This is a genomic window from Micromonospora craterilacus (assembly GCF_003236315.1).
In the GTDB taxonomy this organism is placed as follows: Bacteria; Actinomycetota; Actinomycetes; order Mycobacteriales; family Micromonosporaceae; genus Micromonospora; species Micromonospora craterilacus.
This window is the reverse complement of the sequence record NZ_POTY01000389.1, coordinates 1-3,631: the sequence shown is the minus strand read 5'-3', so window position 1 is coordinate 3,631 and position 3,631 is coordinate 1. Positions and strand designations below refer to the sequence as shown.

5 protein-coding genes are annotated in these 3,631 nt (G+C 70.1%); 4 read left to right on the top strand and 1 reads right to left on the bottom strand.

From position 1 onward, the window contains the following. Nucleotides 1-34 precede the first annotated feature (34 nt). The gene (locus C1I95_RS32775; protein WP_111219852.1) at nucleotides 35-823 is read right to left on the bottom strand and encodes a sporulation protein; all 789 of its coding nucleotides are present in this window, start codon (nucleotides 821-823) and stop codon (nucleotides 35-37) included. A 329-nt stretch (nucleotides 824-1,152) separates the two neighbouring features. Between C1I95_RS32775 and sigB the strand changes: the two genes are divergently transcribed. The 4 genes from sigB to C1I95_RS32755 all read left to right on the top strand — a co-directional run bounded on the left by sigB (nucleotide 1,153) and on the right by C1I95_RS32755 (nucleotide 3,530). Next, entirely contained in the window at nucleotides 1,153-2,163 is a 1,011-nt protein-coding gene (gene sigB, locus C1I95_RS32770) for an RNA polymerase sigma factor SigB (protein ID WP_111219854.1), read from the top strand. A gap of 118 nt (nucleotides 2,164-2,281) precedes the next feature. Next, on the top strand, nucleotides 2,282-2,638 hold the full coding sequence (locus C1I95_RS32765; RefSeq protein ID WP_111219850.1) for an ArsR/SmtB family transcription factor: 357 nt from the start codon (nucleotides 2,282-2,284) through the stop codon (nucleotides 2,636-2,638). After that, nucleotides 2,635-3,126 carry an SRPBCC family protein gene (locus C1I95_RS32760; RefSeq protein ID WP_111219848.1) on the top strand — a complete coding sequence of 164 codons (492 nt, stop codon included), beginning with the start codon at nucleotides 2,635-2,637 and terminating at the stop codon, nucleotides 3,124-3,126. Before C1I95_RS32765 ends, C1I95_RS32760 begins: the two co-directional genes overlap by 4 nt. Continuing rightward, nucleotides 3,123-3,530, top strand: a complete 408-nt coding sequence (locus C1I95_RS32755; protein WP_111219846.1) for a VOC family protein — start codon at nucleotides 3,123-3,125, stop codon at nucleotides 3,528-3,530. The genes C1I95_RS32760 and C1I95_RS32755 overlap by 4 nt, the downstream gene beginning before the upstream one ends. The last annotated feature ends 101 nt before the right edge of the window (nucleotides 3,531-3,631 follow it).

Below are 3,631 nucleotides of genomic sequence, written 5' to 3'. Positions count from 1 at the left end.
CCTCTGACCCGCCCCCACCCCGCCGTGCTGGCAGTCAGCTGAAGAGGCCGCGGCGGTGCAGGGACTGGCGCAGCCAGGCGTCGAGTTGGGCCGCCCAGTCGGTCTGGTCGACCGAGGCGTACTCGACGGTGAACCGGCCGAAGGCGTCGCCGCCCGAGGTGAACAGCCCACCGCGCTTGTCCAACTCCAGCACCACCTGCATCTGCCCGGGGCCGGCGATGAAGGTGACCTCCAACTGGTTCATCCTGCCGGCGTACTGCGGGGCGGGGTAGAACTCGATCTCCTGGTAGAACGGCAGCGTCTGGTGGACGCCGTAGAGGTGCCCCCGTTCCACGTCGGCCCGGGCGAACCGGAAGCCGAGCCGCAGCAGCGCCGCCAACAGGCGTTCCTGGGCCGGTAGCGGGTGCACGGCGACCGCGTCCAGGTCACCCTTGTCGACCGCGCGGGCCACCTCCAACTCCGTACGCAGTCCCATGGTCATCCCGCGCAGGTGCTGCCCGTACAGCTGGGTCACCGGGGTCTCCCAGGGCACGTCGAACCGGAACGGGACGTCGTACCGCTGCCCCGCCTCCAGCCGGAACGCGCCGGTGACGTGCTGCCGGTGGAACTCCTGGTCGGTCACGTACTCGTTGCCGCCGCTCTCCACCTCGACCCGGGTGAACAACCCCAGAGCCAGGTACGAGATGTCCACCCCGTGGTCGCCTCCGGTCACCGCGATGGTGCCCTCCAACTGGCCGCCCGGACGGCAGTTCGGGTTCGCCAGGACCGTCTCCACCCCCGGACCGCCGGCCCCCATCGCCTGCATGAGCCGCTTGAAGACCACGCCTGCCCCCATCGCTTGATCGCCCGTCCCACCCGCTGGGGCGTGGCCACGTCGGCGCGGTGGCCGACCGCTGGCACGGTAACCGGATCCGACAAGCCGAACCGGTCGAACCGGTCGAACCGCCGGGCGGCCTGGATTACCGACCGTGTTGGCGTGTCATCACCGACCGTGTCGACCGGCCCGGTAATCCCCCGCTCGGTAGACGAAAGGCTGTCGGGTCCCCGATCGCCTCACTCCCGTTTTACGCCCCAACCGCCAAGCTGTTTGTCACCGGCAGGTATTCGGCCGGGGAGCGACACGGCACGGACGTGGACACGGGGAGTGACAAGATGGCCATGCAGATGATGGAGCACCGGATGCACGCCGGCACCGAGACCGAGCACGGCGTCGACACCCTGACCGACCTGGACGCCACCGACGAGCGCGGCGTCTCCACGGACCTGGTCCGGGCGTACCTGAACGGAATCGGCCGGACAAAGCTGCTCACCGCGGCCGAGGAGGTCGACCTGGCGAAGCGGATCGAGGCCGGGCTGTTCGCCGAGGAGAAGCTGGCCACCTGCACCCCGGTCTCGGCCGACTTGCGGGCCGACCTGGAACTGGTCGGCCGCCAGGGTCGGGCCGCGAAGAACCGCCTGCTGGAGGCCAACCTCCGGTTGGTGGTGAGCATCGCCAAGCGGTACACCGGCCGCGGCATGGCCTTCCTCGACCTCATCCAGGAAGGCAACCTCGGCCTCATCCGCGCCGTCGAGAAGTTCGACTACACCAAGGGCTACAAGTTCTCCACCTACGCCACCTGGTGGATCCGCCAGGCCATCACCCGCGCCATGGCCGACCAGGCCCGCACCATCCGCATCCCGGTGCACATGGTCGAGCAGGTCAACCGGATGGTCCGCGCCCGCCGCGAGCTGGCGGTGTCGCTGGGCCGCGAACCCACGGTCGCCGAGGTCGCCCGGGCACTGGACGTGCCGGAGTTCCAGGTGATCGAGCTGATCTCGTACGACCGGGAGCCGGTCAGCCTGGACCAGGCCGTCGGCGAGGACGGCGAGAGCGCGCTGGGTGACTTCGTCGCCGCCGTCGACCCGTCCGCGGAGCCGGGCGACGCCACCGCCCGGGGCGAGTTGCGCAACGAGGTGAGCATCGTGCTGGCCACCCTGTCGCAGCGCGAGCAGGAGGTCATCCGGCTGCGGTTCGGGCTCGACGACGGCCGGCAGCGCACCCTGGACGAGGTCGGCCGCGAGTTCGGCCTGTCCCGCGAGCGGATCCGGCAGATCGAGAAGGTGACGCTGCTCAAGCTGCGGGCCCCGGAGCGAGCGCAGCGGCTGGAGGCGTACGCCTGCTGAGCTGGACCTGCGGTGGCCCCAGCGAAATCGCCGGGGCCACCGTCGTGCGTGGTGCTTGACGCGGGGTGCGCAGATCAGATAAGAACCTCTTGGTTATTGAACCGAGAGGTTATAAACAGTGCGTACGGATCTGGATGCCACTTTCGCGGCCCTGGCCGACCCGACCCGGCGGGCCATCCTCGCCCGGCTGGCGGCCGGCGAGGCGACGGTCACCGAACTCGCCGCGCCCTTCGCGATGAGCCAGCCGGCTATCTCCAAGCACCTGCGGGTGCTGGAGCGGGCCGGCCTGATCAGCCGAGGCCGGGTCGCCCAACGGCGCCCGTGCCGTCTCCAGGCCGGCCCGTTGCGGGAGGCCACCGCCTGGCTCGCCGAGTACCGCGACCACTGGGCGGAGCGCTACCAGCGGCTCGACGAACTCCTCGACGAACTGCGTGCCGCGGACGATCCCGGGCCGCGAGGTGGCGAGGCACCATGATCGACGATCATCTCGTGGTCGAGACCCCGGGAGACCGGGAGATCGTGCTGAGCCGGATGTTCGACGCACCGGCGCGGCTGGTCTTCGCCGCCTTCACCCGGCCCGAGTTGCTGGTCCGCTGGTACGGCGCGCGCGGCTGGCGGCTCGTCGAGTGCGAGGTGGACCTCCGGGTCGGCGGGCGCTGGCGGTACGTGTCGCAGGGTCCCGGCGGGGAGCGGATGGGCCAGAGCGGGGTCTACCGGGCGGTCGACCCGCCGCGCCACCTGGTCTGCACGGAGCTGTTCGACGACCAGTCGTACCCCGGGGAGACCGTGGTCAGCCACGACTTCACCGAACTGGCCGGACGGACCACCGTCACCACCACCCTGCGTTTCGCCAGCCCCGAGGGTCGTGCCACGACTCTGCGGTACCCGATGGCCCGGGGCGTCACCGAAAGCTTCATCAGACTCGCCGAGCTGTTGGCGACGACATCAGGAGGACAACCATGAACTGGACGCTGGAAGTGGTGATCGTGCCGGTCTCCGATCTGGACCGGGCGAAGGAGTTCTACGCCGACCGGCTCGGCTTCGTCGTCGACCACGACACCGTCATCGGCGACGAGGCACGGATCGTGCAGCTCACCCCGCCCGGCTCGGGCTGCTCGGTCGTGATCGGCAAGGGCGTGGTGCCGCAGATGCCGCCGGGGTCGATCAAGGGGCTCCAACTCGTCGTGCCGGACCTGCACAAGGCCCGCGCCGAGCTGCTCGACCGCGGCGTCGAGGTGAGCGAGATCCAGGTCATCGGGGAGAATCCCCGCCCGGTGCCGGACCCACTGGACAACGTCGGTTTCGTCTTCTTCGACGACCCGGACGGCAACGCCTGGGCGGTGCAGCAGATCTCCAGCCGCCCCTGAGCCGGCCTGGTGTTAACCGGCCCCTGGTGTTAATCGGGGCCCCTGCTCTACACGAGGCGTCAAGAAGGGGCCCTTCCTTTCACAGCCGGCGGGGGCCGGTG

Excerpts from the sequence above, each read along its gene's own strand:
- C1I95_RS32755 (WP_111219846.1), top strand. The coding sequence starts at position 3,123 with ATGAACTGGACGCTGGAAGTGGTGATCGTGCCGGTCTCCGATCTGGAC.
- sigB (WP_111219854.1), top strand. The coding sequence starts at position 1,153 with ATGGCCATGCAGATGATGGAGCACCGGATGCACGCCGGCACCGAGACC.
- C1I95_RS32760 (WP_111219848.1), top strand. The coding sequence starts at position 2,635 with ATGATCGACGATCATCTCGTGGTCGAGACCCCGGGAGACCGGGAGATC.